At 37.1% G+C, this 22,415-nt stretch carries 21 protein-coding genes and 1 pseudogene; 9 read left to right on the top strand and 13 right to left on the bottom strand.

From position 1 onward, the window contains the following. Positions 1-12: 12 nt before the first annotated feature. Entirely contained in the window at positions 13-2,199 is a 2,187-nt protein-coding gene (locus tag RRU92_RS05385; protein WP_315638836.1) for a PTS transporter subunit IIBC, read from the bottom strand. 202 nt (positions 2,200-2,401) lie between these two features. Here RRU92_RS05385 and RRU92_RS05380 point away from each other — a divergent pair, with 202 nt between their 5' ends. From RRU92_RS05380 to RRU92_RS05355, 6 genes are read left to right on the top strand one after another with little or no spacing between them, the layout of a single operon-like run. Further along, positions 2,402-3,349, top strand: coding sequence for a TIGR01212 family radical SAM protein (locus RRU92_RS05380; protein ID WP_410530120.1), 948 nt, complete (start codon positions 2,402-2,404; stop codon positions 3,347-3,349). Then, positions 3,333-3,890 carry a tRNA (mnm(5)s(2)U34)-methyltransferase gene (locus RRU92_RS05375; RefSeq protein WP_315638835.1) on the top strand — a complete coding sequence of 186 codons (558 nt, stop codon included), beginning with the start codon at positions 3,333-3,335 and terminating at the stop codon, positions 3,888-3,890. Before RRU92_RS05380 ends, RRU92_RS05375 begins: the two co-directional genes overlap by 17 nt. Next, positions 3,883-4,137, top strand: coding sequence for a hypothetical protein (locus RRU92_RS05370; protein WP_075231833.1), 255 nt, complete (start codon positions 3,883-3,885; stop codon positions 4,135-4,137). The genes RRU92_RS05375 and RRU92_RS05370 overlap by 8 nt, the downstream gene beginning before the upstream one ends. An 11-nt stretch (positions 4,138-4,148) precedes the next feature. Continuing rightward, positions 4,149-6,203: a sodium:proton antiporter gene (locus RRU92_RS05365; protein ID WP_315638833.1), complete on the top strand. Its 2,055-nt coding sequence runs from the start codon at positions 4,149-4,151 to the stop codon at positions 6,201-6,203. A gap of 42 nt (positions 6,204-6,245) precedes the next feature. Continuing rightward, the gene (locus RRU92_RS05360) at positions 6,246-7,109 is read left to right on the top strand and encodes a YihY/virulence factor BrkB family protein (protein WP_315638832.1); all 864 of its coding nucleotides are present in this window, start codon (positions 6,246-6,248) and stop codon (positions 7,107-7,109) included. Between the two features lie 21 nt (positions 7,110-7,130). Continuing rightward, positions 7,131-7,253 carry a hypothetical protein gene (locus tag RRU92_RS05355; RefSeq protein ID WP_315640934.1) on the top strand — a complete coding sequence of 41 codons (123 nt, stop codon included), beginning with the start codon at positions 7,131-7,133 and terminating at the stop codon, positions 7,251-7,253. 83 nt (positions 7,254-7,336) lie between these two features. On the opposite strand, the gene RRU92_RS05350 is transcribed toward RRU92_RS05355, so the two are convergent. Together RRU92_RS05350 and RRU92_RS05345 are read right to left on the bottom strand one after the other, a co-directional pair. After that, the gene (locus RRU92_RS05350) at positions 7,337-8,278 is read right to left on the bottom strand and encodes an alpha-L-glutamate ligase (protein WP_315638830.1); all 942 of its coding nucleotides are present in this window, start codon (positions 8,276-8,278) and stop codon (positions 7,337-7,339) included. Positions 8,279-8,292: 14 nt separating this feature from the next. Beyond that, positions 8,293-9,543 (bottom strand): dicarboxylate/amino acid:cation symporter, encoded by a 1,251-nt coding sequence (locus RRU92_RS05345; protein WP_315638829.1) that lies wholly within the window; start codon positions 9,541-9,543, stop codon positions 8,293-8,295. Positions 9,544-9,794: 251 nt separating this feature from the next. Here RRU92_RS05345 and RRU92_RS05340 point away from each other — a divergent pair, with 251 nt between their 5' ends. Together RRU92_RS05340 and RRU92_RS05335 are read left to right on the top strand one after the other, a co-directional pair. After that, the gene (locus RRU92_RS05340; protein WP_065427051.1) at positions 9,795-10,148 is read left to right on the top strand and encodes a DUF3397 domain-containing protein; all 354 of its coding nucleotides are present in this window, start codon (positions 9,795-9,797) and stop codon (positions 10,146-10,148) included. 110 nt (positions 10,149-10,258) lie between these two features. After that, complete coding sequence (locus RRU92_RS05335) at positions 10,259-12,097, top strand: N-acetylmuramoyl-L-alanine amidase (protein WP_315638828.1); 1,839 nt, start codon at positions 10,259-10,261, stop codon at positions 12,095-12,097. Between the two features lie 45 nt (positions 12,098-12,142). On the opposite strand, the gene RRU92_RS05330 is transcribed toward RRU92_RS05335, so the two are convergent. The 9 genes and pseudogenes from RRU92_RS05330 to RRU92_RS05295 form a co-directional block, all read right to left on the bottom strand. Then, positions 12,143-12,448, bottom strand: a complete 306-nt coding sequence (locus RRU92_RS05330) for a hypothetical protein (RefSeq protein WP_315638827.1) — start codon at positions 12,446-12,448, stop codon at positions 12,143-12,145. 182 nt (positions 12,449-12,630) lie between these two features. Further along, positions 12,631-12,727: pseudogene (locus RRU92_RS10335) on the bottom strand (cell wall anchor protein); the annotation flags it as partial. Between the two features lie 228 nt (positions 12,728-12,955). Continuing rightward, a complete protein-coding gene (locus tag RRU92_RS05325) occupies positions 12,956-14,221 on the bottom strand; it encodes a tyrosine-type recombinase/integrase (RefSeq protein WP_315638826.1) in 1,266 nt (421 codons plus the stop codon). Positions 14,222-14,314: 93 nt separating this feature from the next. Then, a complete protein-coding gene (locus RRU92_RS05320; protein WP_101782254.1) occupies positions 14,315-14,575 on the bottom strand; it encodes a helix-turn-helix transcriptional regulator in 261 nt (86 codons plus the stop codon). Beyond that, entirely contained in the window at positions 14,572-15,153 is a 582-nt protein-coding gene (locus tag RRU92_RS05315) for a replication protein (RefSeq protein WP_101782255.1), read from the bottom strand. The genes RRU92_RS05320 and RRU92_RS05315 overlap by 4 nt, the downstream gene beginning before the upstream one ends. Positions 15,154-15,317: 164 nt before the next feature. Then, a complete protein-coding gene (locus RRU92_RS05310) occupies positions 15,318-15,941 on the bottom strand; it encodes a hypothetical protein (protein ID WP_315638825.1) in 624 nt (207 codons plus the stop codon). Continuing rightward, the gene (locus tag RRU92_RS05305) at positions 15,938-17,014 is read right to left on the bottom strand and encodes a cell division protein FtsK (protein ID WP_315638824.1); all 1,077 of its coding nucleotides are present in this window, start codon (positions 17,012-17,014) and stop codon (positions 15,938-15,940) included. Before RRU92_RS05305 ends, RRU92_RS05310 begins: the two co-directional genes overlap by 4 nt. Then, positions 17,014-17,328, bottom strand: coding sequence for a hypothetical protein (locus RRU92_RS05300; RefSeq protein WP_101782309.1), 315 nt, complete (start codon positions 17,326-17,328; stop codon positions 17,014-17,016). Before RRU92_RS05300 ends, RRU92_RS05305 begins: the two co-directional genes overlap by 1 nt. A 131-nt stretch (positions 17,329-17,459) precedes the next feature. Next, entirely contained in the window at positions 17,460-17,891 is a 432-nt protein-coding gene (locus tag RRU92_RS05295) for a hypothetical protein (RefSeq protein WP_101782258.1), read from the bottom strand. A gap of 307 nt (positions 17,892-18,198) precedes the next feature. On the opposite strand from RRU92_RS05295, the gene RRU92_RS05290 reads away from it, so the two are divergent. After that, positions 18,199-19,560, top strand: coding sequence for a hypothetical protein (locus RRU92_RS05290; protein ID WP_101782259.1), 1,362 nt, complete (start codon positions 18,199-18,201; stop codon positions 19,558-19,560). 157 nt (positions 19,561-19,717) lie between these two features. Here RRU92_RS05290 and RRU92_RS05285 read toward each other — a convergent pair whose 3' ends face one another. Then, a complete protein-coding gene (locus RRU92_RS05285) occupies positions 19,718-22,330 on the bottom strand; it encodes an SEC10/PgrA surface exclusion domain-containing protein (RefSeq protein WP_315638822.1) in 2,613 nt (870 codons plus the stop codon). Between the last annotated feature and the right edge of the window lie 85 nt (positions 22,331-22,415).

The following is a 22,415-nucleotide window of genomic DNA, read 5'->3' as shown; positions in this document are numbered from 1 at the left end:
ACCTCCTAAATATTACAATTCTACTTTTGCAACTGCTGTTTTAGCAGCAAGAGAACCTGTTTTTTCTAATTTAACTGATTTGATCGCATCACCATTTGTGAAGACAACCACAGTTGTGGTTTCACGTCCTGCTGCACGGATAGCATCCAAGTCAGCTGTGACAAGAAGATCACCTGCCGCAACTTTTTGTCCTTCAGCAACATGAACTGTAAATGGTTTACCTTCAAGACTTACTGTGTCCAAACCAATGTGAACAAGCACTTCAAGACCTGCTTCAGTCACAAGACCAAGAGCGTGTTTAGTTGGGAAGATGCTTGATACAGTACCTGAAACTGGAGATACAATGTTTCCGTTTGCTGGTTCCACCGCAAATCCATCACCCATCATTTTTTGAGCAAATACTGGGTCTTTTACTTGTTCCAAGGCAACCACTTGACCGTCAGCAACTGAATAAACTTCTTCAGTTACACCTTTATATACAACAGCATTTTTAGAAGATGATGCCATTTGACTTGGAAGAGTTTCAGGAATCACTTCACCTGAGTCAAGAAGGTCTTGAATATCTGATTTCAAAACATCAGCTTTAGGTCCATAGATAGCTTGGACACCTTGCCCTTTCATGACAAGTCCCATAGCTCCTTCAGCTTTCCATTGTTCTTCTGTTCCGACTTTTTCAGCGTCTTTTACAGTAACACGAAGACGAGTCATACATGCGTCAACGTCAACGATGTTAGCACGTCCACCAAGAAGGTTGATGATGTTAACAGCTTGAGAAGCTTCTGCAACTTTTGACTCACCAGAAGCAGCAGATTCTGATGAACCTTCAGCAGTTTCGTAGTTTCCGTTACGTCCTGGAGTAGCATAGTTGAATTTTTGAATCATGAAGTTGGCGATGAAGTACATGATAACTGCAAATAGCGCTGTTACCCAGATAAAGTTAATAATATCCATACCAAGACCCGCATTAATCGCCATTGGTGTACGAGTCAAGAATTCAATAGAACCGAATGAGTGCATACGTAGGTTAACCACGTCAGCCATAGCAAAGGCAGCACCTTGAACTACTGAATAAACAAGATACATAGGTGTTGCAACGAACATGAACATATATTCAATTGGTTCAGTAACACCAGTCAAGAATGTTGCAAGAGCTGTCGCAATCATCATTCCTTTGTATTGGTGTTTCTTGTCTGCTTCAACATTACGGTAAATAGCAGCAGCCACACCCATCAAAATACCGAATGAACCAATCATTTGTCCAACTTTGAAACGAGCTGGATGAACTGTATCTAGCAATGTTTGGTATTGGCTAGCATCAGTACCTTTAAGGTTAACAAGGTCTGTTACCCATGCAAGCCAAAGTGGATCTTGTCCAAATACTTGAGTGCCTTTTGCTGCACCAGTTAAAATATCGTAAGTACCACCAAGAGCTGTATAGTTCATTGGGATAGTCAACATATGGTGAAGACCAAATGGCAAGAGCAAGCGTTCCAAAGTACCATACAAGAATGGTGCAAGAACTGGTGCTGTTTCTTGTGAATTGGCAATCCAGATACCGAAGTTGTTGATACCTGTCTGAATAAGTGGCCAGAAAGCTGAAAGAAGAATTGCAGCGATTGCTGAGCGAAGAATAACTACAAATGGTACAAAACGTTTCCCGTTAAAGAATGAAAGGGCATCAGGAAGTTTACGGAAGTTGTAGTATTTGTTAAAAGCAGTCGCTCCAACAAAACCTGAGATAATCCCTACAAATACCCCCATGTTAAGAGCTGGTGCCTCAAGTACGCTAATGAAGTAATCAGCAACCTTGATAGATCCACCAAAGATTGTTGAAACCATAGCGTTAGGATCTTTCAACATATCCCCTGATACACCGAAGATTGTACCAGTGATACGGTTAATAAGGATAAATGCAAGACCTGCCGCAAAAGCACCACCAGCACGTTCCTTAGCCCAGCTTCCTCCAATAGCAAGGGCAAACAAAATATGAAGGTTACCGATAACTCCCCAACCAATTTGCTCTAGTACGCCACCAGTAATAACTAGGGGAGCAAGGTTTGGGTCAATCATTGCAAGTGACTTACCGATTGAAATCATCAATCCAGCCGCCGGCATAACAGCGATAACCACCATTAGAGCCTTACCGAATTTCTGCCAAAATTCGAAAGACAAGACATTTTTGAATGTATCTTTCATCATTCAAATCTCCTTTATATTTATTCGGCAAACGTTTTACGAAAACGTTTGCGCATGTTTATGTTTTAATTTTACCACTTTTTATTTTTTTGTAAAGGCTTTTATAAAAAAAAATTTGACTTTTTCTTTCGTTTCACTTTCTAGGCATGCTCTCTCTTACTGACCTTTTTTGAGTTTGCGGGTCTTTTCTGATATAATATTAGCTATGAAATCCTATAATACCTTAAATGATTACTATCGAAATTTATTTGGAGAAAAGACTTTTAAAGTCCCTATTGATGCTGGCTTTGATTGTCCCAATCGCGATGGAACTGTAGCACATGGGGGCTGTACTTTTTGTACGGTTTCTGGTTCTGGAGATGCAATCGTTGCTCCTGATGCTCCTATTCGCGAGCAATTCTATAAGGAAATTGACTTTATGCACCGTAAGTGGCCAGATGTTAAAAAGTATTTGGTTTACTTCCAAAATTTTACCAATACACATGAAAAGCTGGAAGTGATTCGCGAGCGCTATGAACAAGCTATCAACGAACCAGGTGTAGTTGGCATCAATATTGGAACTCGACCAGATTGCCTTCCTGATGAAACAATTAAATACTTGGCAGAATTATCAGAGCGAATGCATGTTACTGTAGAACTAGGCTTACAAACTACTTATGAAGAAACTTCAGAATTGATTAACCGCGCCCATTCCTATGAACTCTACGTAGAGACAGTCAAACGACTTCGAAAGTATCCGAAGATTGAGATTGTTGCCCATTTGATCAATGGTTTGCCAGGTGAAACTCATGACATGATGGTGGAAAACGTTCGGCGTTGTGTAAGGGACAATGATATCCAAGGGATTAAACTTCACCTACTTCATCTCATGATCAATACTCGGATGCAAAGGGATTATCATGAAGGTCGTTTGCAGCTCATGAGTCAGGATGAATATGTCAAGGTTATCTGTGACCAACTAGAAATTATTCCCAAACATATCGTTATCCATCGGATTACAGGTGATGCGCCTAGGGATATGTTGATTGGTCCTATGTGGAGTCTCAATAAATGGGAAGTTCTAAATAGCATTGAGGCTGAAATGAGACGACGCGGTAGCGTCCAAGGATGCAAGGCTGTAAAACAGGAGTTTATGAATGAAAAGACCACTTGAAATGGCGCATGATTTTCTTGCCCAAGTCATCACCCAAGAGGATATTGTCGTTGATGCGACCATGGGAAATGGCCATGATACCCTTTTTCTAGCTAAGTTAGCTAAACAAGTCTATGCTTTCGATATACAGGAACAAGCTATAGAAAAAACAAGCCAACGCCTGCAAGAAGCTGGTTTGACCAATGCAGAATTAATCCTACAAGGTCATGAAACCGTGGATCAGTTTGTAACTAAGGTGAAAGCTGCCATCTTTAATCTTGGTTATCTTCCTTCAGCTGATAAAAGCATTATCACCCAACCTCAAACAACTATTGAAGCACTGGATAAACTTTGCCAAATGCTAGTTAAAGGTGGACGAATAGCCATCATGATTTATTACGGGCATGAAGGCGGAGATATCGAACGGGATGCAGTCATGGATTTTGTCAGCCAGTTGCCACAACAAGAATACACTGCTACAATCTATCGTACCCTCAACCAAATCAACAATCCACCGTTTTTAGTCATGATTGAAAAATTAGAAAGGTATCGACATGGATAAACAATACCTACGAGATAAAATAGAAGCTCTTCGCCACAACTTTGTAGAATCAACCCAACATGAACGGGCAGTTGGTATGTTAGATGAAGCTCATATGAGCAAGAAGATGCTGAAAATCAAGAAAAAAATGATAACACTTGAAATGGAGCGTTGTCAGAAGAAAATCGAGCACAAGGACTGCTCGAAAATTGATCAAAAAATCCAAGAACAAAAGGAACTTTTTGAAGCTTGTCGAAAACAAAAATAAGGAGGTAGAAGATGGATTTACTTTTTTATCTCTTGATATTTTTGCTTGTTCTCATTGTTTCTAGTACGACCAATAAGCTGCTTCCCTTTTTACCCATGCCCCTGATTCAGATTCTTCTGGGAATCGGACTTGGTCTTTGCTTACCCAACAACCAATATCACTTAGATACTGAGTTGTTTCTAGCTTTAGTCATTGGTCCACTACTCTTTCGTGAAGCTCAAGAAGCAGATGTAACCTCTATCCTAAAGCACTGGAGAATCGTTCTCTATCTAATTTTCCCTGTCATCTTTATATCTACTCTAAGTATGGGAGGACTTGCCCATGTTCTTTGGGCGAGCTTACCATTAGCAGCCTGCCTAGCCGTAGGGGCTGCACTTGGTCCTACTGACCTGGTTGCTTTTGCTTCCCTTTCTGAACGATTTACCTTTCCAAAACGAATTTCAAATATCTTAAAAGGGGAAGGCTTGTTAAATGACGCTTCTGGGCTAATTGCCTTTCGTGTAGCTCTCATCGCATGGACAACGGGAACCTTTTCAATCGCTCAAGCAGGAATTTCCCTAGCTATTTCCATCGTTGGAGGGTTTGCAGTCGGCTTCATAACAGCCTTAATCAATCGTTTCCTCCATACTTTTCTACTCAGTGTTCGAGCTACTGATATAGCCAGTGAACTTCTATTAGATCTCAGTTTACCACTTCTAACCTTCTTCATCGCTGAAGAGATTCACGTTTCTGGAATTATCGCAGTCGTTGTCGCTGGTATTTTAAAAGCCAGTCGTTTTAAAAAGATCAATCTTCTAGAAGCTCAAGTGGATACAGTGACCGAGACCGTTTGGCACACTGTAACCTTTATGCTCAATGGTTCTGTCTTCGTACTGTTAGGAATGGAACTGGAAATGATTGCGGAGCCGATTCTTAAGAGTGCTTTTTATAACAATGTGCTCCTTCTCATCACTGTCTTCCTTTTAACTTTCTTACTCTTTGCTATCCGCTTTGTAATGATTTACGGTTTTTACGCGTTTCGAATAAAGAAACTTCAAAAAAGCCTCCACAAGTATGTCAAAGATATGCTTCTCTTGACATTTTCTGGAGTTAAAGGAACAGTGTCTATCGCCACCATCCTCTTGATACCTACTAATCTGGAACAAGAATATCCTCTTCTTCTCTTCCTCGTCGCAGGTGTAACCCTTGTCAGTTTTCTTACTGGATTACTGGTCTTGCCACACCTTTCGGAAGAGCAAGAGCCATCTAAGGATCATCTCATGCATATCGCTATCCTAAACGATGTTGCCATGGAGTTAGAGAGAGATTTGGACCATACTAAAAACAAGGTTCCCCTCTATGCTGCGATTGATAACTATCATGGACGGATTGAAAATCTCATTCTAAGCCAAGAAAATAAAGAAATCCAAGAAGACTGGGAAGCTCTGAAACTCTTGATTCTCAGTATCGAGAACGATGGTTTGGAACAGGCCTATGAAGAAGGCAAAATCGGCGAAAGAGGATATCGTGTCTACCAACGTTACCTGAAAAGCATGGAGAAAAATATTAAGCGAAACTTTGCTTCTCGACTAACCTACTACTTCCTTGTTTCTATACGGATTGTGCGTTTTCTCCTTCATGAGTTGCTCACATTTGGCAAAACCTTTCGTTCTTGGAGAGACAAGGAAAATCAAAGACTTCTTGCCATCGATTATGACCAGATTGCAGAGCTCTATCTAGCCAACACTGAAATCATCATCGAAAGTTTGGAAAACCTCAAAGGGATTTATAAGAGTTCTCTGATCAGCTTCATGCAGGAATCGCGTCTCCGTGAAACCAGTCATATTACCAGTGGTGCCTTTGTGGAGCGGGTTATCAATCGTATTAAACCCAATAATATCGACGAAATGTTGAGAGGTTATTATCTAGAACGTAAATGCATCTTTGAGTACGAGAAACAAAAACTCATCTCAGCCCAGTATGCTAAAAAACTACGACAAAATGTAAACAACCTAGAAACCTATTCTCTAAAAGAATCAGCCAACACATTACCTTATGATATGATGGAATTAGTTCGCAGAAATTAATGGCTATATAACATAAACAATTAAAAAATGGAGGATTGATAAATGATAAAGCTATGGAGAAAAATAACAGATAAACCTCTGTTAAAAGCTTTTTTGCATTACTATCAAGTCTCAGATAGTGAATTAACCAGTGTAGCTGTGGCTTATTATTGGTTGATTTCAATCTTTCCTTTACTTATGATAGCCGTCAATATCTTGCCTTATTTTCAAATTCCGATCTCTGATTTCTTGATCACACTAAAGGAATTTTTACCAGATACGATCTATGATGTAGTAGCAAAGATTGCTCGTGAAGTGCTGACACAACCATCTGCTGGACTCTTGAGTTTTGCGGTAATATCAGCTCTTTGGACCTTTTCAAAATCCATGAATTTCCTCCAAAAATCTTTTAATAAAGCTTATGGAATTGCAAAAAATAGAGGAATTATCTCACACCAACTGATGAGTCTCCTAGTTAGTTTGGGACTTCAAATTCTCTTTGCTATAGCCCTATTCCTAAGTATGTTTGGTCATATGTTATTGGATTTGTTAAAAAACTACTGGAAATCCGAAAGTTCTCTATTTGCATATTTACAGGATTTTACAGGACCGCTGATTTATGCCTTACTTTTTGCAATTTTGATCATGCTCTATTATTTCCTTCCAAATGTGAAAGTCGGTCGTATTCGTTATGTCCTTCCTGGAAGTCTGTTCGTACTTCTTACTCTCATATCTCTATTAACGATCTTTTCAGCTTATTTCAATAACTATGTCAACTATCTAGTCGACGTTCGATTTTTCAGTTCCATCATCGTTGTTGTCATGATGTTCTGGTTCATTATTATTGCCAAAATATTGATTATCGGTGCAGTGATCAATGCGAGTGTCCAAAGCCTAAAAGACCCAAACTTTAAAGCAAAGCAATAATTTTTTATCGATTAATACTCAATGAAAATCAAAGAACAAACTAGGAAGCGAGCCACAGGTTGCTCAAAACACCGTTTTGAGGTTGTGGATAGAACTGACGAAGGCAGCTCAAAATACTATTTTGAGGTTGCAGATGGAAGCTGACTTGGTTTGAAGAGATTTTCGAAGAGTATAAACAAATCAATCCCCCAGTCATTTAATACTGGGGGATTTTTGAATTTCCTACTTTATTGTCCACTCGTTAGGGCTTGCAATTCTGTTTTTAGATAGTGAGCCAAATGTTGGTGAGCAAAAATATTGGCATTTTTTTCTGCGGTAGGATTGTAGTTTGTGTTGGTATTTACATCATAAACATAAATATCACCACTCTCTGACTGAACCCATTCAATAGCAGCAACTTCAATCTGAGCATTCTTAAGGAAGTTCTCATAAGCTTCTCTTCGAGAATCTGGTAAAGGTTCTGTAATCTGGAATTTCTCAGACGTTTCCAGTTGCTCTGGTCTCTTGCCGATTTGGCAACCATCTGCTGGGCACAGTTGGAAACCATCTGAAGAATCGATTGAAACAGTATAAAGGAACTTTTGGTTGATAAACTCTGAACGACGGATGCGTCCATCACTTGGTTTGATATAGGCTTGTAACAAGGTGATCCCGTCCACTGATGGTTCAAAGAGAGGACTATTGACATAAGCTTCAAGTTCTTCTTCATTTTGGAAGAGTTGAACGCCTAACCCCTTACCTGCTCGATTGTGCTTGGTAATCAATGGATAGATGTTCAATTTTCTGGCTGCTTCAATGATATTTTCTTGGCCCAGAACTGCAACTGTCGCAGGAGTCTCAATGCCTGACTCGTTTAACTTCAAATATTGTTTGATTTTACTGATTTCAAGGTTGATAGCACCTGTTCCATTCACAACCTTGCGTCCGTGGGCTTCTAACCAAGTAATCACCTGCTCTGTAAATTCTGGCGCATAGCGATGTCCTCTGGTGTGAGAAGACGCAGACATACGATTGTAAAAGATACCCTGTGGCGGTGGACTTTGCAGATCCAAAATTCCACTAGACAAATCCCACAGTTCATAAGGGACTTCTAGTTCTTCCAACCATTTGACCAAATGCTGGGTCCATTCAAGATTCTCATGAATTACATAAACTTTTGCTTCACTCATTACTCATATACTCCTTAAGAAAAGCTGACTGAAAGTTGGCTTTCCTTTTCTTCTTCTAAAATATATCCTTCAGTTTTTTCAATCACGCTGACTGTTAAGATTTGACCCAAAACATTGATCATAGTACGGCCAGCATTGACAAAGAAATCAACTGCAAAGATCAAGGCTACTCCTTCAACTGGCAAGCCTAACTGAGGTGCTGCAGCTAGTAGAACCACGATAGCTCCTGATGGTACGGTTGCCGCAGTTTTTCCAATCAAAGTCAACAATAAAACAGTAAACAAGAGACTTGATAAAGAAAATTGAATACCGTAGGCATGAGCAATAAAAATTGTCGCTACTGAGAAATAAACTGCTGCTCCTTCTAAGTTAAAAGTATATCCTAAAGGAACAACTAAATCAATCGTGTGCTCGTCATGCCCCTGTTTTTTCAAATCTTTAAGAAGTGATGGCAAGACAACACTAGAACTACCAGTAACAAAGGCCAGAGTCAAGAGACTCCAATTTTCACGAAAGGCTGACAAATATGGTACTTTAAAGAATAGAGCAATCAAAGGGAAAATTAGGAGAACCAATACAGCATAAGCCAAGTAAGTTCCGATTACAAATTGACCAAGCCCAATCAATTTATCAAGGCCAGTAGTTGCAACATCTTTGGCGATAAATCCAAAAATTCCAATCGGTGAAAGTTTGACGATCACTGTAACAATCTTGTAGATGGCCTCAATCCAGATTTGGAAACCTTGGATAATTTTCTGAGATTTCTCTGATTTAAGATTACCAATTCCGTAACCAAGAAAGATGGCAAACACGATAATTGGCAAGAGGGCACCTTCTGAAAGAGACTTGACGATATTTGATGGAATAAAACCAAGCAAAAATTCGCTAAATTTTACATTATTGGCAATTCCATCAAGGTTACCACCAGTTTGACCGATATTCACTCCTTGACCAAATCCTAAATAGTAACTAGCAAATACAAACAAAAGAGTAATAGCAGTTGTTACTACGAAAAAGTAAACCAAACTCTTGGTCAAGATTTTCCCAAAAGATTTTTTCCCGATAACACCAGCTACCGCAACAACGATAGTTGGGAAGATTAAAGGAATGATAACCATATTGATCAATTTAATAAAGGCTTGACCTAAAAATTGATAAAAGCCTGCAAATTGTGGCCAGATGACTGCAGCAATCACACCCAAGACCAAAGCCACCAATAATTGGATACCAAGTGAGAGTTTTGACCATAACGTAACTAATTTCATAAGAAACTCCTTTGTTTTATTTGCCACTCATTCTACTACTATTCTTTCTTTCTGACTAATATATCTTTTCTATGGTCACCATAAAAAAGATTTATATTGAGAGTTCAAACTATCATCGTAGCAAACACATGATTCATTCTGTTCAAGCAGGAATTATAAAACCTGTTTCTTACCAATGATTTTTTGCTAAAACAGTGATAAATCACGGAATTTACTTTTCTATTCTCAAAATTTTATGATACAATAATGGTATGATTTTAATGAAACTTGCTTCCATCTTGCTTTTGGTACTAACCTTAGCTCTGGCGATTATTTTAAGCAGACTCTTTAAGTTAAAGAAAAGGGGCATCAATGCTGCTGATTTAGCTTTTCCTTTTCTAATATTTGAATATTATTTGATTACGGCTAAGATGTTTACACACAATCAACTTCCCGTATTGGGAATAGCCTTATCAATACTAGCAATTGTGTTAGTCTTTTTCTTCTTAAACAAAAGACGTAGCTTTTATTATCCAAAATTTATTAAATTCTTTTGGCGAGCTGGATTTTTACTAACACTGCTCATCTATATCATCATGATTGTTCAAATTTTCGTGATGAAATAGTCAACTATTACAATATAGCCCACCAGCACCTCGATCTTGGCCACTAAATGTTCCATCTGAGGCACTTTTCTGATAAAATTATAAAAAAGTTAAAATAGGAGATAAATCAAGTGAAAAAAACGCTCTTGGCAAGTGCCATTACGCTTTCAGTATTTGGTCTAACAAGCAACCTTAGCTATGCTGAGGAAAACCAAGCACAGTCTACCCCAGTAGAAACAACACACAGTGAAACCTCTACTGACAAAGTGGAGAAAAACAGTCTCCCAGCCAAGGAAACTGAACCTTCAACTGAGGCAAATGCCAATCAAACAACAAATCCAGCTAAGAAAGAAGAAGACAAGGCTCCTGAAGTCCAAAAAGATGGTTGGGTATTCGAGGAAAATATCTGGCGCTTCTATGAAAATAATGCCCCTGTTCTAAACTGGAAAAAAATCCACGGGAAATGGTACTACTTCAACAAAGATGGAATCATGTTGAACGATACTATTTTTGATGGATATATCCTGACTAGTAGCGGGGCTATGGTCGATTCTGGTTGGAGTAAACTCCAAGATAAATGGTATTACGCTAACGCTTATGGAAAAATTTCTCAACAAAAATGGGAAAAAATCGGTGGTGTCTGGTATTACTTTGACAAAGACGGTGTCATGCTCAGCAACACAATTTTTGACGGCTATCTGATAACGAATAGTGGAGCCATGGCTGAGAGTGCTTGGGTAAAACAAGATGGACAATGGTACTATGCCCTGGCTTCTGGGAAATTAATCAAAAATAATTGGGAGAAAATTGGCGGCTCTTGGTACTACTTTGACAAAGATGGTATCATGCTAAGTAATACAATTTTTAACGGATACCTTCTCTCTAATAGTGGAGCTATGGCTGAAAGGTCCTGGGTTTATTTAGAAGGAAAATGGTACTTTGCCCAAACATCTGGTCGTCCAACTCAAGAGAAATGGGAAAAAGTCGGTAGCGCGTGGTACTATTTTAACAAAGATGGTATTATGGCCAATAACCAATGGATTGGTAGCTACTATCTCAAAGATAGTGGAGCTATGGCCGAAAAAGAATGGATTTTCGATAAAAACTATAATAGCTGGTTCTACTTGAAATCTGGTGGAGCTTATGCAGCGCGTGAATGGATTGGCTCTTACTACCTCAAGTCAGGTGGTTACATGGCAAAAAGTGAATGGATATTTGATAACTACTATAATGCTTGGTATTACCTGAAAGAAAATGGCGTCTACGTTACTGGAACTCAGAAAATAAACGGTCAAACTCATTTATTCCAGAGTAACGGAAAATGGATTGCTGAAATTCCAGAAAGTCGTGGATTTGAAAAAGGGAAATACACAAAAACTGTTTTCTTAGATCCAGGTCACGGTGGAAAAGACCCTGGTGCTGTTTATTATAACACTCAGGAAAAAGACCTAACCATGCAAATTTATCAAAAACTACGTAAGGAACTCCAGGGTCTTGGTTATACCGTTCTTTCTTCGAGAGATAGTGATGTCTATGTCGACTTTGTCACTGAACGTTCAAAAATGGTTAACAAAACGGACTCAGACATGTTCATCAGTATTCACTTCAATGCAAGCGGAAATCCTGCTTCAGGGAGATCTGGTATTCAAACTTACTCTTACGAAGAAGACAGTGGCTATCGTGCTAAGATCAATCCGTACTGGCATAACCATCCTGATCGAATCAGCGAAAGCAATCGCCTTGCTGCAGATATTCACTCTTCACTATTAGCTGAAACTGGTGCTAAGGATGCAGGACTCCTACAAAGTAGTTTTGCTGTCCTTCGAGAAACTGATAAACCAGCTGTTCTATTGGAATTGGGCTATATTGACAATTTCAATGAGAATCAACAAGTCCGCAGTGATGCCTACCAAAATAGATTGGTTGCAGGTATCGTTAAGGGGATTCAAAAATATTACGCAGGTCAATAAAGAAAAAGTCTCGAGAAAATCTCGAGATTTTTTGTATTATTCTTCTTACTTGTTGGCTTCAGGAAAGAGAAAACCAATCCCCACACAAGCCAGCACTCCAGCACCGATAACTACACCACTTGAAAGTGGCAAGAGATCAAGAATAGCATTAGCGATGATAAAAGCAATAATCAAGCACATAATACTGGCCTTATAATCTTTTTTTACCAGATTTTCAAGAGTAAAAAACAGAAATAAACCTACTGGAAATAGTGCCCAGATGTTAACATCCAAACTCGGCCATCCAACAAAGCCAAAATACAAGACTACTACTGCAACAACTAAAAATCCAATACCTAATACTTTTTTCATGATACGACCTCAATTTTTATTTTGTTAAGAAGTTTTATCTCCCTTTAACAATTACAACTATAACAGAAATAAAAATCGCAAACAATAGCTTTTGTCTATGTGGCAGACATGATAGACTATGTGGTCAGAATTTTTCTTCACCACTATAGTTGACAAATAGCTAATCTTTTTTAATCAGAATATTAGCCTTCTTTTTTCTTATGAGCTACAAGACCAAATCCATACATTACTCCAAGAAGTCCAAGTGCTGCTATCTTCAGTAGCAGTATTTGGCAACTGAGGAGTATTTTCTTTAGCATAGTTTGCTTTCTCTGGAGTTACCGGTGTTGAAATCTTTTTGTAGACTTGCTCTGCATCTCCATCTGGAAGTTTCTTATCCTCTACTAAAAAGATTTACTTTATTTTCTAATAAGGTTGTGAATGTTATTTTAGCATCCTTTAAACGTCGTCATATCAACGTTTTTAGATTGTTCTTTAGAAAATGTAGTCATAAATATAGTCATTTTGCTAAGCCGTCAATTTTGCAATTTCTTTGAGGTAGATTTCAACTGCTTCTGCTTTCTTTTTCGGTGCCAATTCAGCATAAGTGTCCATTGTCGTTTTGATCGACTTATGACCCATTCTTATCTGGATCTCTTTCCAGTTTGCACCAGCATTCAGCATCAAAGAAGCATGTGTATGACGGAAAAGGTGGAAACCATAGTTTGGTAGTCCCAACTCAGTCAAACGCTTTTTAAGCGTTGCACGTTCATTTCTGTCACACATATAGTTTCCGTAAATTGTCGGGAAAATTAGATCCACAGTTGGTAAATCATGACTCACAAAGTAATCACTCATCTCAGCATGAAAAGCTTTCAAGTCATCTAAGATTTGTCTCGGGACTGCAACTCTTCTGTTACCAGAATCAGTTTTGGCACTGTTCTTACAAACAATCTCACCCTTGATCCCAAGTTTCTTATTTCCAACTTTCCACATTAGCGTCTTGTTAACGATGATCTCATTGGAATCAAAATCGAGATCATGGATTGATAAAGCAAGAAGTTCATTGATTCGAAGCGCAGAAGCTAACAGCGTATCGCAGATAACTTTAAATCTTCGATTAGCTCGTGTGTCAGGAAGAGTATCAAGATAGTTCAGCCAAGTGCCCAAATCCTCTCCGTGCAATACCATAATTCTCTCCTTTACCACCTTTGGTTTTGGAGGGATTTTTACTGTCCGAGCTGGATTATGAGAAAGTTCGAAATTTGTAATCCCATAATCGAAAATATCACTGAGTTTATAGATAACTGCACCGAAATCTTTTGCGTGTCCCTTTTTGGATTTTTTAACACCTGATTCAACAGACTTTTTAGATTGTTGAGCTAATTTATTAACCCAAATCTGAATATCTGCAGATTTTATTTCTTCAGGCCTATATTCTCCAAACTTAGGGATAATGTAGGTATCAAGATAGCTTCGAACCCGATTGATAGTATTCTGAGAAGTGACCCAAGTTACAAAACTGACAAACCAGGCTTCAGCTAACTCCTCGAAGTTATTAATCAACAAAGTCTCTTTTAAAGTTGAACCCTTCGCTTCAAATTCAAGTCGAGCTTGAATGATTTTCCTATCAAGACTTTTTAGAGTTTTAGCAGTTATAGATGATGTAACTTTTTTACCAGTTTTAACATCTACACCAATATATACCCCACGTTGCGTATAGCTAATAGACCCGTTACTCTTGGTAGTTTTAATGACTTTTCGATTGTTGTGAATGATAGTTTCTTTCTGCATAGTAGCCTTTCACGTTCGGATATATATAAAAGGCTAAAATAACAACCTCACATTATTCTATGTGATATTACTATTTTAGCACATTTTTCAGAATCAAGGAGTTAAATAGGTCAGCACATCCTCCATTCTATAGTAAACAGTTCGAGTTCCCTCGATGGGTGGTTCCAATCGTTTAAGCCCTGTATTCTCCCAAGACTTCAAGGTGTTTGGTGAAATCTTAAGTATCGAAAGCAGCTCTTTCTGAGTAAGTATACTTACATGCTTTTGAGTATTTTCTTGTTTCTGCATCAAAGCAAGTAAACAATTCAAAATCTGTTCAATTTGATTCAATTTTATGAGCTCATTATTCGTCATTTTTCACTCTCCTTTCTATGACTTGAGTGTCTACGAGAATCCAGATATTTTGCGAAAAAGTACGTCTTATCAATAATGAGATTCAAAAGTGACGGATTCTCAACTCGTGCATATCTAACAAGATTGTTAAACTCAGTAAAGTTGTGTTCTTCGATAATATCAATCACAGTTGAAAGAAATTGATCGTTATTGTTAGTGATTAGAAATTGCTCCAATTCAAAACCACAACCAGATTCAATCTCATCCATATTGTAAAGTGTTTTGTCAGGATTCTCTGCGTGTATGAAATAATCATACATTCCCTTTGGTGACATGACTACCTCTACATGAGAAGGTGTATGTAGTTTTTCAGTTAGTAACTCTGAAACCTGCGTATAGCTTTTAAGTGATTCGAAAAATAGGACTCCGTGCTTATGCGCTTTTTTAAATTCTCCAGTTTCTTTGTTAACATCTTTGTCGTGCCATGGACTTAATACAAATGGAATATGCATCCCCTCTAGAATATCAAGATAGTTTTCCGGCGCGCTTTCTTGATAAATCAGGAATGCCCACTTATTCGAACGTTTATCTTTAGCCATGACTACCTCCCTTCAACTAGCATTTTCAAATTGTTTGCAATTCATGTGATTATTGATTATTGATACACTGGGGGTCGTAGTAGCCCCAGTGTATCTGCCAATTAGATTTCATGACAAGGCAGTACTTCTGGTCTTCACTACGTGAACCAAGCACTGCCAATTTATTATCTTTTTGTAGATTTAAACCAAAGCTTATTACCTCGCCGGTTTGGTGCAGAAAAATAATATTCTGGATTGCGACTAGAAATTTCTTCTTTGATATAGTTTTCCATTTCTCTTAGTAATTTCTGAGACTGCTGGGTTTTCGGATACTTAATCAAAATCGTCACAGAATCATTTCTTACATCAACAACACACTTAGATGTTGCTCTATTAAATTTCCTTAAAATAGGATTGAATCTTGTCACAGTAGAAGAGTTATCAATTGAAAATGCTAGTTGAGAATTCTCATCTTGTCTCAAAAACTGAATGAGGCGAATCGTTTGATAAGCGGATCTAAAATAATTAGCCGGCTTGTCATAAATAGCGCGTAGAACCAACTCAATTATGATTAAAAATAAGGCGATTAACGGCAATAAAATTGCTAGGGTTTTTGTATAGTATTCACCTTTACTAGCCCATTGATTCATCATCTCAAACAGATGAGATAAGTATGTACTTTGAGCATTTGCCATTAAATTCTGTAGCAATCTGAGACCAATTGTCAAACAAAAGAAAAACAAACCATATATAAGTAACGTTACTGTAAAATTAAAAGTTCTCTGAAAGAAATTCTTTTTGTCATTCATAAAATACCTTTCTTAGTGTAATAAGTTGGACATAACAAGGGAAGAACTTGATAAGGATGCTCATTATCAATGATTTGGATCAAGCCTGTACCCTTTCCAATTGGAATGACTATCCCCTCTGGATCCAAATCTGGGAACAGAAATTGTGTTGTCTTCTTATTAATGTTCCCAATTTGAATAAGTACATTCAGTTGTTCTCGAACAGAAATAGGGATTGTATTGTGATCAAAACGCTGACTAACTAATAAAAGATGCACTCTGGTCGCTCGCCCGAGAAGTGCAACTTGTGATAAGAGTGAAAAGAAAGACTCTTTTATCGTTTTATTGACACCTTCTGAAAGCGCGAGAACTTCGTCTATTACAATAGTTAAATGCTTAAACTCTTGATTAGGATTGTCATAGAGAATTTCTTGACGTACTTGGATAAGATTCAAACATGAGCTTAGATTTTCATTTATCTCTGAAACAAAATCAGACTTTGAACGATTACGTTTAGGGTGGATAACTGAAATACCATTTTCACGTGCCCACCTGGAAGGTGTATCAAATTTTGGATCCACAATAATTAAATCCGAAAAAATCTTCAGCAAGCTTAAAAAGTACGTCAAAGCATAAGATTTTCCAGACCCACTATTTCCTGCGATAGCTACAGAAGTTACTTTATTAAAATCCAGAGTTAAATTTTTCATGATCGGAATAATATTTTTTTCTCGTTCCAACGCAAATCGATCTAAATCTGAAATTACAAGTCTTTCAGAAATTCCTTCTTTCCAGGGAAAAAACAAGCCTCGTTGCACATGTATATCATCCGTTTCAAGAGCAAGAAAGTAAGCAGAGTTCTGTTTCAATACCGTATACCTTGGAAAGAGAGCTGCATTAGCAATCAGAAAAATCTTCTGATAAAGATTATCATCAATGATGTACCCAGCTGGTAATCGTGGGATAAATAGAAAACCATCTTGCAAAATTTTAATATCAAAACTATTTGTGTAGCTAGTTTCTCCCTGCATAATATTGCCAAGCCCCATATTTAGGGCTTGGAGCAAGTATTGAGCAAGCTCTTTATCCGTCATTATTTAACCTCTTTGATGTTATTGGCACGGAAATAGACATTATAGCCAACTTCACAGGCTTCTAATCCATCAAAATCAACCATCGCTAAATATGCTGGTAGAGCAACTTCAGATTCAAACTTCACTTGAAATGGTGGCAAACCTTTTTGAGAGAACCAAGCTTTGTGGCCAATAATCTCACCAGTTGGCTGACCATCTTCAAACTTAATTTGCGCTTCGAATTCAGTACTCAAGCAATGAATAGCTTGCTTCTGATCAACATATTGTTTAGCTGTATTGGCTGAATAGCCGTTCTTACGATTTTTTGTTTTCATGTGATTTACCTCTTTCTTATTTATCGTACTCCAGTTGTATTCTTCGATTTCTTGCATTAAACAATCATAGGAACCACCTCCTTATCTATAAGGAGAAAAAAACAGGAAATTGGTAATTCCTGCTAATTTTTTTAAAAATATTTTTCTAATTCCTCCTTTAAAAATTTTAAAATATTCTCATAGCGCTTTTTAATTGTTTTATGACTTTTGAAAGAAGTTTCTTTTGTCAATTGCAACGCAGAAGTCCCATTGAGTGTCATTTCCAATAAGATATGGAGATCATCTTTTGATAGTTTAGATAGTGCATTCATAAGAAGTTCATTACGTTCTTTGATAAGCAATAGTTCAATTGGATTATATGTATTATCTGAATATAAATCTAAGATTTCCGTTTTTCTTCCCTCATTCGAAATAGTTAGATTGAGACTTATTACTCCATAATAACGTTCTTTACGTTCGAGGTTATTAAATGGTTGTGCTAATAAGCGTGTTACTGTTTCCCAGTTATTATTTTCAACAGCTTCAATAAGTTTACGACTACGACGTTGTTCCACTTTAGACATACATGCCTCTCTTCTAACAGCCCAATGGAATAGGTTGAAAGAAACATATATGAGCATAAATTGAGTATCGAAATATGGTAAAAAGCACACCAAACAAACGGTAAAAACAATTTTATGCAAGATATGATCGTTATCATCATATCGTCATATTTGTTTCAATCCGTCTATTTGATGCGCATCAGATAGGACTGTAAGTTTTTTGAAGTTTAATAACTTCTAATCAATATTATATATATAAAATCATGGTATAATTATGGTTAAATGCAACAGATTTTGCTTGAAAAATACCACGTTTTTTGGAGAAAAAATGGAATTCAAAAATACAAAAAAATTTTTAATAGAATTAGCATCGATAAGACTTGATTGTAAAATCCATGCAATTAACAACGAACGCAAAGAATATGGCAACAACGAACATTATTGGAAATATGGCAATAATAAAATTAAGACAAAACCAAAATATCATATGTTATCTAATAGAGAAATTTGCCCTAGCAACCCCCCACTAATAGGACAAATTCGAAAGGGAAAAATAAATAAAAAAAATCCTCATCTATTTACTCCTACTACACTTATAGATATTTACAATAATTGTAAATTTAGCCCCTACGACTCTGCTGAAGGATTAAATAATGATGAAACGATTAAATTTCGAGCAAGAAATATGATGTATAAATCATATGATGAAATTTTTTTTGGCAATTATAGCGAACAAAATATTCTGCAAACATTTTTTCCAACGGCTTTAATTTTAGATATTCTTTACGAAGAATACGATGAAAATTTATGGAGAATAGTTTTAGGATACATACCATTGAATATACTATTTGAAAGAATGAAAATGAATATAAACGATGTGAAAAAAATTTACCAAATCCTCATTAGAGATAATTGGGAACTTCTAATGACTGGAATTTTTAGAGCAACTGAACGCTTATATTTTGGAACAGGCGACTGGGCAATAGACTGGGAAAATTATAAGTCCTTTTCGCTAGAAATCAAGCATTTTATAGAATTTTATAACGAGAACTTCCCTGTTGAATTTGAAGGACAGAATCGACTTATTAAAATAGAATGCGCATTAACAGAATTTTATAACAAAGTGTTAAAAGAAAAATTCAAACAGTTTGTAAATGAACACAAAAGTTTTGAATATCAGAACTTAGAATCAATTATATTTATAAAAAAAACAATGCAAGAAGAGCAGAAAAATATGATTGATGGTGGAGTGTTGGAAGATTTGAAGCTTCGAGCTTTCCCGTGGGAAGATAATTTTTTGTCAACACTTGAAGATAAAAATAAAAAAGATGAATTTCATGATGAACAGACAGAATTACTTCATACAACTAGAGTAATAAATAAGATAGATGACCTTTTAGAAGAATTAATAGTATATCAGTGTAGACATGAGAATGATGATCACTGGGGTGGAAATGCTCTTGGATATATTAAAAAATATCAAAAAGGAAAGGAAATACTTGATTATTTTCAAAATGGAGATCTTGATGGTTTAAGGTCACTAATTGAGGAAAGAATTAAATTTAATTCTGAGTTTCAAATCCTAAATGAAAAGATGTATATAAAAAAGCATCCAAATAGCTGGGCTGCGATAAGAGAAAGGAAATTATGGGAAAAAATTGAAAAAAGTCGAGCAAGAAATAAGAAATAATATTAAGTCAAACCTATTATTTATTTTTTCATCACAGACTATCGAAATTATTTAGGGTGCAAAAAAAAGTGGACAGGCGTCCACTTTAATTTTACGAAATGCTAAAATGACATATCTGAGTTTTACCGATTTTACGATTAGAACTACTTTACTATTTTTATTTATTTTTTCGCTTATTTACTGATAAACCTAATACACTAATAATTGAAACTCCAATCAATCCAAGAACACTTGATTTTTCACCTGTATTTGGCAATGATTTATCCTGTTTCTTATTTAATGCACCATTATAGGACGCAGGTGATTGAGAAACAGTCTTAGGTTTAACTTGGTAAGATACAAGTTTTCCAGTTTCATCATAGACTTCAATAGGTGTGTTACCTGATTCAAGGATCGCTTTCTTTTGCGCTTCAAGGTCAGCTAAACGCTTAGCTTCTACCTGCGCGCTATATAAGGCGAAGAGTTTATCATAAGCCTCTTGGTCGATTTTCTGTTCTTTCAACAACTTGTCAAGGTTCGCTTCTGCCTCTTTCAAAGCAGTCACTTTCTCTTTAAGAGTAGTTTCTTTTTGAGCAAGGACTTCCTTAGCTTTAGCTAAGTTAGGTTCTGCATTGAGCAAGTTTTCAAGGTCAGCCTTGGCTTGTTCAAGCGTCTTATTAGCTAGTGCTACTTTTTCTTTAGCAAGTTCAAGATTGTTTTCAGCAATCTGTACTAGTTGTTTAAGTTTAAGCAATTTATCTTGTTCAGTTGCTAGGTTGTTCTTAGCATTAGTAAGATTACGCTCTTTTTGAGCAAGGACTTCCTTAGCTTTAGCAAGATTATCTTGTTTCAGTTTCACATCAGCAGTTAGAGCATCTAGTGCCTTTTTAGCGTTTTTAAGGCGCGTATTAGCATTAGCAAAGATATCTTGCGCTTTTTCAAGATTGCTTTGAGCAGTTGGTGTTTTCAAAGGTGTAGCTTTAAGAGAATCCAATCGTTTTTGAATTGTCTCCTGCTCCCCTTTAGCCTTGATATTCGCAAGCGAAGCACTTGTTTTTTCACGTTGTGCCTGAGAGTTTACAGTCTGAGCATTTAATAAGGCAGAATTTGCAACATTATAGGCTTTTACAATACTTTCTGCTGTATTATTGTTAGGTACTTCAGTCTTATCCAACTTGTTTCCAGTAACTTGATTATCAAAAACTGATATGAAGTGTGCGCTTGTACGTCCTAGACTCTTAGAAATATCTAAAGCAAAATATTCTTTAGTAGCACCTCGAACAGAAGATACACCTGTTAGGTTTTGAGCGTGCATCCACTCCCAACCATTAAATAGCAAGTCAGAAATACTTTCATAAACCCATTTTTTAGCATCATACATGGTATGAATTTCATCACCACTATTGACACTGTTTAAGTTTTCAAGGTATTGTTGAGTATCATCCTCATAAGTAGGCAATCCATATTTACGAGCCACGTTGTTTACTGCTTTGTTATCGTGACCTTTTCCGAATCCCCAATCATCAGCTACGTAACCGTCAGTCACTTCGTCAGCAACTTGAACCATACCTTTTGTTACAACAGTCTTAGGTGTTCCAAAACGCTCACGGATTTGGTTAAGTAGATCGCTCGCAAATAGAGAAAGTTCTGTCATTTGTTCGGTTGTCAAGTTATTAGCATCAACACTGATAGCTTTATCAGTGACATTTCCTTTGAATTTATTCAAATCCAAATTTTCTTGGTTGACCGATTTTAAGATAGACTCTACTTTCTCTCTATGTTCTTTCCACTTATCACGTTCATTCAAAATGTCATGAGGATTATTTACATAGGATTTCAAGGCGTTAACATATTCATCAGTAACTTGGAAAGTGTTAATAGACTTATAGCTAGCTTCAGCCACAGTAAAGGTATCCTGTGCTTTTTCAAGAGCAGTTTGTGTCTGGTCAGCTTTATTAGTAGCATCAGTCAACTTAGATTCTGTGCTTACTACTACCTTACTAGCTTCTGTCAACTCGTTTTGGACGCTTGAAATTGCATCTGCAAGATTCTTGTCGTCTGACTTAGCTTGTTCCAAGACCTCCTCTGCATTCGTCAACTGTGCCTGTGCTTGTTTTTGGAAAGCCTCAGCATTTTCCTTTTCTTCGACAACTTTCGCTTGACCTGTACCGTCCAAAATAGCTTGGGCATTATCTACATCATTCTGAGCATCTTTAACCTCATTTAAAGCATCCGCTACTTTTTTCTCAGACTTATGAACTACATGTTCTTGGTCTGCGACAACTTCTTTTGCTTTGTTAAGGTCTTTTTCAGCATTCTTCTCTTGGTTTTCTGCGTCAGTTTTACCTTTTTCAGCACCAGTAACTTCTTGATTTTGCTTTTCAATGTTTTCTGGAGTCGCTTTATCCTTGGCTTGTTGAGCATTATCTACTTCAGATTGAGTATTACCTACTTCAGTCTGCGCTTGGTCTTTTTCAGTCTGCGCTTGGCTTTTCTTGGCTTGTGCATCTTCTACTGCTTGGGTAGATTTATCAAGTTTATCCTTAGCCACGTCAACTTGTTCTTTAGTGACTTCCTTAGTAGGAACTTTCACTTCAGTTTTCTTAGGCGCTTCTTTCTCTACCAAAGCTGGTTCGGTTTGAGCAGTTGTAGGCAATGGAACCTCTACTGTATCTGCGTGAGCAGTTCCGATTGTGCCGACAAGACTTGCAGTTGCTGCGATGGCAGAAATAACCGTACCCGTATACAATTTTGTAGCAGTACTATGACTATTTTCCGTAGCTTTTGACATTTATAAACTCCTTTTGTACAATGCCCTATGCATTTTATTAAACTATAGTACTATTTTACCATACTTTTATCGTTTTTGGATAGTT

This window comes from Streptococcus sp. DTU_2020_1001019_1_SI_AUS_MUR_006 (assembly GCF_032340315.1).
Lineage (GTDB): Bacteria > Bacillota > Bacilli > Lactobacillales > Streptococcaceae > Streptococcus.
The sequence above is the reverse complement of the archived record's forward strand: the minus strand, read 5'-3'. Positions and strand labels throughout refer to the sequence as shown.

Excerpts from the sequence above, each read along its gene's own strand:
- RRU92_RS05385 (WP_315638836.1), bottom strand. The coding sequence starts at position 2,199 with ATGATGAAAGATACATTCAAAAATGTCTTGTCTTTCGAATTTTGGCAG.
- RRU92_RS05380 (WP_410530120.1), top strand. The coding sequence starts at position 2,402 with ATGAAATCCTATAATACCTTAAATGATTACTATCGAAATTTATTTGGA.
- RRU92_RS05375 (WP_315638835.1), top strand. The coding sequence starts at position 3,333 with ATGAAAAGACCACTTGAAATGGCGCATGATTTTCTTGCCCAAGTCATC.
- RRU92_RS05370 (WP_075231833.1), top strand. The coding sequence starts at position 3,883 with ATGGATAAACAATACCTACGAGATAAAATAGAAGCTCTTCGCCACAAC.
- RRU92_RS05365 (WP_315638833.1), top strand. The coding sequence starts at position 4,149 with ATGGATTTACTTTTTTATCTCTTGATATTTTTGCTTGTTCTCATTGTT.
- RRU92_RS05360 (WP_315638832.1), top strand. The coding sequence starts at position 6,246 with ATGATAAAGCTATGGAGAAAAATAACAGATAAACCTCTGTTAAAAGCT.
- RRU92_RS05355 (WP_315640934.1), top strand. The coding sequence starts at position 7,131 with ATGAAAATCAAAGAACAAACTAGGAAGCGAGCCACAGGTTGCTCAAAA.
- RRU92_RS05350 (WP_315638830.1), bottom strand. The coding sequence starts at position 8,278 with ATGAGTGAAGCAAAAGTTTATGTAATTCATGAGAATCTTGAATGGACC.
- RRU92_RS05345 (WP_315638829.1), bottom strand. The coding sequence starts at position 9,543 with ATGAAATTAGTTACGTTATGGTCAAAACTCTCACTTGGTATCCAATTA.
- RRU92_RS05340 (WP_065427051.1), top strand. The coding sequence starts at position 9,795 with ATGATTTTAATGAAACTTGCTTCCATCTTGCTTTTGGTACTAACCTTA.
- RRU92_RS05330 (WP_315638827.1), bottom strand. The coding sequence starts at position 12,448 with ATGAAAAAAGTATTAGGTATTGGATTTTTAGTTGTTGCAGTAGTAGTC.
- RRU92_RS05325 (WP_315638826.1), bottom strand. The coding sequence starts at position 14,221 with ATGCAGAAAGAAACTATCATTCACAACAATCGAAAAGTCATTAAAACT.
- RRU92_RS05320 (WP_101782254.1), bottom strand. The coding sequence starts at position 14,575 with ATGACGAATAATGAGCTCATAAAATTGAATCAAATTGAACAGATTTTG.
- RRU92_RS05315 (WP_101782255.1), bottom strand. The coding sequence starts at position 15,153 with ATGGCTAAAGATAAACGTTCGAATAAGTGGGCATTCCTGATTTATCAA.
- RRU92_RS05310 (WP_315638825.1), bottom strand. The coding sequence starts at position 15,941 with ATGAATGACAAAAAGAATTTCTTTCAGAGAACTTTTAATTTTACAGTA.
- RRU92_RS05305 (WP_315638824.1), bottom strand. The coding sequence starts at position 17,014 with ATGACGGATAAAGAGCTTGCTCAATACTTGCTCCAAGCCCTAAATATG.
- RRU92_RS05300 (WP_101782309.1), bottom strand. The coding sequence starts at position 17,328 with ATGAAAACAAAAAATCGTAAGAACGGCTATTCAGCCAATACAGCTAAA.
- RRU92_RS05295 (WP_101782258.1), bottom strand. The coding sequence starts at position 17,891 with ATGTCTAAAGTGGAACAACGTCGTAGTCGTAAACTTATTGAAGCTGTT.
- RRU92_RS05290 (WP_101782259.1), top strand. The coding sequence starts at position 18,199 with ATGGAATTCAAAAATACAAAAAAATTTTTAATAGAATTAGCATCGATA.
- RRU92_RS05285 (WP_315638822.1), bottom strand. The coding sequence starts at position 22,330 with ATGTCAAAAGCTACGGAAAATAGTCATAGTACTGCTACAAAATTGTAT.